The organism is Phenylobacterium sp. (genome assembly GCF_031412415.1).
GTDB lineage: Bacteria > Pseudomonadota > Alphaproteobacteria > Caulobacterales > Caulobacteraceae > Phenylobacterium.
The window spans coordinates 1-4,241 of the sequence record NZ_JANOCX010000457.1; the positions used below are offsets into that span (position 1 = coordinate 1).

The 4,241-nt window shown below is 67.1% G+C and carries 4 protein-coding genes; 3 read left to right on the forward strand and 1 reads right to left on the reverse strand.

Features of this window, described 5'->3' with window-relative positions; genetic code table 11:
• On the reverse strand, positions 1 to 783 hold a 783-nt coding region (locus RMO04_RS21055), incomplete at its 3' end, for a pyridoxal phosphate-dependent aminotransferase (RefSeq protein ID WP_309646726.1).
• 155 nt (positions 784 to 938) lie between these two features.
• On the opposite strand from RMO04_RS21055, the gene RMO04_RS21060 reads away from it, so the two are divergent.
• The 3 genes from RMO04_RS21060 (at position 939) to RMO04_RS21070 (ending at position 4,077) form a co-directional block, all read left to right on the forward strand.
• A complete protein-coding gene (locus tag RMO04_RS21060; RefSeq protein WP_309646727.1) occupies positions 939 to 1,664 on the forward strand; it encodes a TVP38/TMEM64 family protein in 726 nt (241 codons plus the stop codon).
• Between the two features lie 4 nt (positions 1,665 to 1,668).
• A complete protein-coding gene (locus tag RMO04_RS21065; protein WP_309646728.1) occupies positions 1,669 to 2,289 on the forward strand; it encodes a glutathione S-transferase N-terminal domain-containing protein in 621 nt (206 codons plus the stop codon).
• Between the two features lie 210 nt (positions 2,290 to 2,499).
• A complete protein-coding gene (locus RMO04_RS21070; protein ID WP_309646729.1) occupies positions 2,500 to 4,077 on the forward strand; it encodes a 2-isopropylmalate synthase in 1,578 nt (525 codons plus the stop codon).
• Positions 4,078 to 4,241 lie beyond the last annotated feature (164 nt).

A 4,241-nucleotide genomic window follows, 5' to 3' on the forward strand; every position in this document is an offset into this window, starting at 1 on the left:
CATCGCCTTGATCAGCGGCTCGGGCCCGCCGGCGTAGCCGATGCGCCAGCCGGTCATGGCGTACGCCTTGCTGACGCCGTTCATCGTCAGCGTCCGGTCGTAGAGCGCGGGTTCGACCTGAGCGATGGTCGCGAACTCGAACCCGTCGAACAGCAGATGCTCGTACATGTCGTCGGTCAGGATCCACACGTGCGGATGCCGCAGCAGCACGTCCGCCAGCGCGCGCAGCTCGGCCGCGGTGTACGCCGCCCCCGAGGGGTTGGACGGCGAGTTGAGGATCAGCCAGCGAGTGCGCGGCGTGATCGCCGCTTCCAGGTCGGCGGGCTGGACCTTGAAGCCCGCTTCCGCCGAGGTCGGCACGAACACCGGCGTGCCGCCGGCCAGCAGCACCATGTCGGGATAGCTGACCCAGTAGGGACGCGGGATCACCACCTCGTCCCCGGGGTTCAGGGTCGAGACCATGGCGTTGTAGATCACCGGCTTGCCGCCCGGCGAGACGTTCACCTGGCTGGTCTTGTAGGTCAGGCCGTTCTCGCGCTGGAACTTGGCGACAATGGCTTCCTTCAGCTCCGGGATGCCGTCGACATTGGTGTACTTGGTCTTGCCGTCGCGGATCGCCTTGATGGCGGCTTCCTTGATGTTGTCCGGCGTGTCGAAGTCTGGCTCGCCCGCGGCCAGCGAGATCACATTCCGGCCCTGCGCCTTCAGCTCACGAGCTTTCGCGTCCGCCGCCAGGGTGGCGGACGGCTTGACGCGGGACAGCGCGGCGGATTCGAGCGACATGGCGGGGAGACTCCCGGACTGCGTTGAAAGGAACGCGCGCGGGTTTAGCCGAAGGCGGCGCAAAGGCAAAGGCGAGTTGGGCTCTGGCAAGGGCGTTTCCGGATCGGACGCCGCGCCCAGCTTGACCCATTCGTGCGAACGGGCGACGGGAAGGCATGCGTCGCATCCTGCGCTTCATCAACGAAATGGACGCCAAGGCCTGGCGGACCCTGGCGGTGTCGTTCGTGCTGTTCGGCGGCGTAGGCGTGGTGTTCCTGTTCGGCGCCCAGGTCCTGGGCTTCGACGGCGAGGCGACGGTCGAACGCTGGCTGGGCATGGCTTCGGATGGTCCCTGGGCCCTGCCGGCGGCGGTGGCGGCCTTCGCCATCCTGGCCTTCCTGGGCGTGCCACAGTTCGTGCTGATCGCCGCGGCGGTGGTCGCCTTCGGCGCTTGGACCGGATTCGCCTATAGCTGGATCGGCACCATGGTCTCGGCCCTGGTCGGGTTCTATGTGGGGCGGCTGGCGGGGGCGCGGGCGCTAAAGGCGTTGTCGGGCGAGAGCATGCAGCGCTTCATGGATCTGGTCGGGCGCAACGGTTTCTTGGCCAGTCTGATCGTGCGGCTGGTGCCCTCGGCGCCCTTCATCGTCGTCAACATGGCCGCCGGCGTGACCCCGATGCGGATGCGCCACTTCACGGCCGGCACGGCTCTGGGCATCGTGCCGAAGATCGCGCTCACCGCCTTCGCCGGCAATTCCATCGTGCAGGTGCTGAAAGGGCAGGGCGGCGGCCACGTCATCTGGCTGGTGCTGATCGTCGCGCTGTGGATCGCCATCGGCTGGTTCGCGCGCAACTGGCTGAAAGCACGCGAAGACGCCATCAGCGGACCCCGGAAGGACTGACGCGATGCTGAAGCTGTTCTACTTCCCAGGCTCCTGTTCGCTGGCGTCGCACATCGCGCTGGAGGAGGTTGGGGCCGATTACGAGGCGGTGCGGGTTGATCTGGCGGGCGGCGAGCAGACCCGACCGGCCTATCAGGCCATCAACCCGAAGGGCCGCATACCGGCGTTGGTCACGCCGCGCGGCGTCGTGACCGAGAGCCCTGCGATCCTGGCTTTCGTGGCGCAAAGCTATCCCGAGGCGAAGCTCGCGCCGTTGGACGATCCGTTCGCCTTCGGCCAGGTCCAGGCGTTCAACGGATACCTGTCTTCCACCGTGCATGTGGCCTACGCCCACGGCCGACGCGCCGGGCGCTGGGCCGACGACCCCGCCGCCATCGCCGAGATGAAGCGCAAAGTTCCCGAGACCATGGCTGCCTGCTTCGCGCGGATCGAGGCCGACTTCCCAGACGACCATTGGGTCATGGGCGAGACCTATACGATCTGCGATCCCTACCTCTTCACCTTCAGCGGCTGGCTGGCCGGGGTCGGGGTGGATATCGCGCAATTTCCGAAGGTTTCCCGTCACTTCCAACGGATGAACGACCGACCAGCGGTCAGGAAGGTTCTTGCGCGGGAAGGGGTCTAAAGCCGCCTCAAGCGCAAGGCTGTTGCGGCGCAGGCCGCATTTCGCTATGCAACTCCCCATGCGTACGTCATCGCACAGCCTGCTTCTGCTTGACCTGGGGCTTAGCCGCCCCTGGGCCGCCCTTTAGGCTGCGCGACTTCGCGGCCGGGCCCCCAGGGGATATAGACCCGCCGCCCGCCCCTTAGACGCCCCGCGAAGAGAGTTCGCAAAATGACTGAAGTTTCCAACGACACCGCCCGCGATTCCCGGGATCGCGTCATCGTATTCGACACCACGATGCGCGACGGCGAGCAGTCGCCCGGCGCCTCCATGTCGATCGACGAGAAGCTCGAACTGGCCAAGATCCTCGAAGACATGCGCGTCGACGTGATCGAGGCAGGCTTCCCGATCGCCTCCAACGGCGACTTCGAGGCCGTGCGCCAGGTCTCCGAGATCGTCACCGAGAGCACGGTCTGCGGCCTGGCCCGGGCCGGCATGGTGGACATCGAGCGTTGCGCCGAGGCGATCCGGCCGGCCAAGCGCGGCCGCATCCATACCTTCCTCTCGACCAGCCCCAGCCACCGCGACCACATCCTGAAGGCCAGCCAGGAAGACATCCTGGAGATGATCACCAAGTCGGTCGGTCACGCGCGCAACCTGTGCGGTGACGTGGAATGGTCGGCCCAGGACGCCACTCGCACCGAGCAGGACTTCCTGCGCCGCTGCGTCGAGGCCGCCATCAAGGCGGGCGCCCAGACGATCAATATCCCCGACACGGTGGGCTACACGTATCCCAGCGAATATGCCGAGATGTTCCGCGACCTGATCGAGAACGTCCCGAACGCCGACACGGTGATCTTCTCCACCCATTGCCACAACGACCTGGGCCTGGCGGTCGCCAACAGCCTGGCCGGGGTGCAGGGCGGGGCGCGCCAGGTCGAGGTGGCGGTCAACGGCATCGGCGAACGGGCCGGCAACGCGGCGCTGGAAGAGGTCGTCATGGCGCTGAAGGTGCGCGGCGACCGGCTGCCCTACTTCACCGGCGTCGAGACCCAGCACATCACCCGCGCCAGCCGCTATGTGTCGGCCATCACCGGCTTCCCGGTGCAGTTCAACAAGGCGATCGTCGGCAAGAACGCCTTCGCCCACGAGAGCGGCATCCACCAGGACGGGATGCTCAAGGATCGCGGCACCTACGAGATCATGAGCCCCGAGACCGTGGGCCAGGGCGCCTCGAACCTGGTCATGGGCAAGCATGCGGGCCGCGCCGGCTTCCGCGAGAAGCTGAAGAGCCTGGGTTATGAGCTCGGCCAGAACGCCCTCAACGAAGCTTTCCAGCGCTTCAAGGACCTGGCCGACAAGAAGAAGCACGTCTTCGACGACGACATCGTGGCCCTGGTCGACGACGCCCTGGCGTCGGGCTCGGACCGGATCCAGGTCAAGAGCCTGCGGGTCATCGCCGGCACTGAGGGCCCGCAGCAGGCCGAGCTGATCGTGACGGTTGACGGCGTCGAGAAGGCGGCATCCGCCACCGGCGACGGTCCGGTCGACGCGGTGTTCAACGCCATCCATGAGGCCGTGCCGCACACCGCCATCCTGCGCCTGTTCCAGGTGCACGCGGTCACCGAGGGCACTGACGCCCAGGCCCAGGTCTCGGTTCGTCTCGAGGAGGACGGCCGGATCGCCACCGGCCAGGCCGCCGACACCGACACGCTCACGGCCTCGGCCAAGGCCTATGTCAACGCGCTCAACAACCTCTTCGCCCGTAAGGAGAAGAGCGCGCCGGACGCCATCGCCAGCGGGTTCTGATTTCGCTCGTCCGCGCGCAGGCGGGGATACCCTCGACATTCGCCAGGGCTGCGACGTAGCCCGCGACCCCCACGCGCGGGGTGAGAGCGGAGTTTCGCCGTATGCTCTGGATTCTACTGACGGCGGCGGCCGCGCCGCTCCAGGTTGCGCGCAACGCCCTGCAG

Excerpts from the sequence above, each read along its gene's own strand:
- RMO04_RS21060 (WP_309646727.1), top strand. The coding sequence starts at position 939 with ATGCGTCGCATCCTGCGCTTCATCAACGAAATGGACGCCAAGGCCTGG.
- RMO04_RS21065 (WP_309646728.1), top strand. The coding sequence starts at position 1,669 with ATGCTGAAGCTGTTCTACTTCCCAGGCTCCTGTTCGCTGGCGTCGCAC.
- RMO04_RS21070 (WP_309646729.1), top strand. The coding sequence starts at position 2,500 with ATGACTGAAGTTTCCAACGACACCGCCCGCGATTCCCGGGATCGCGTC.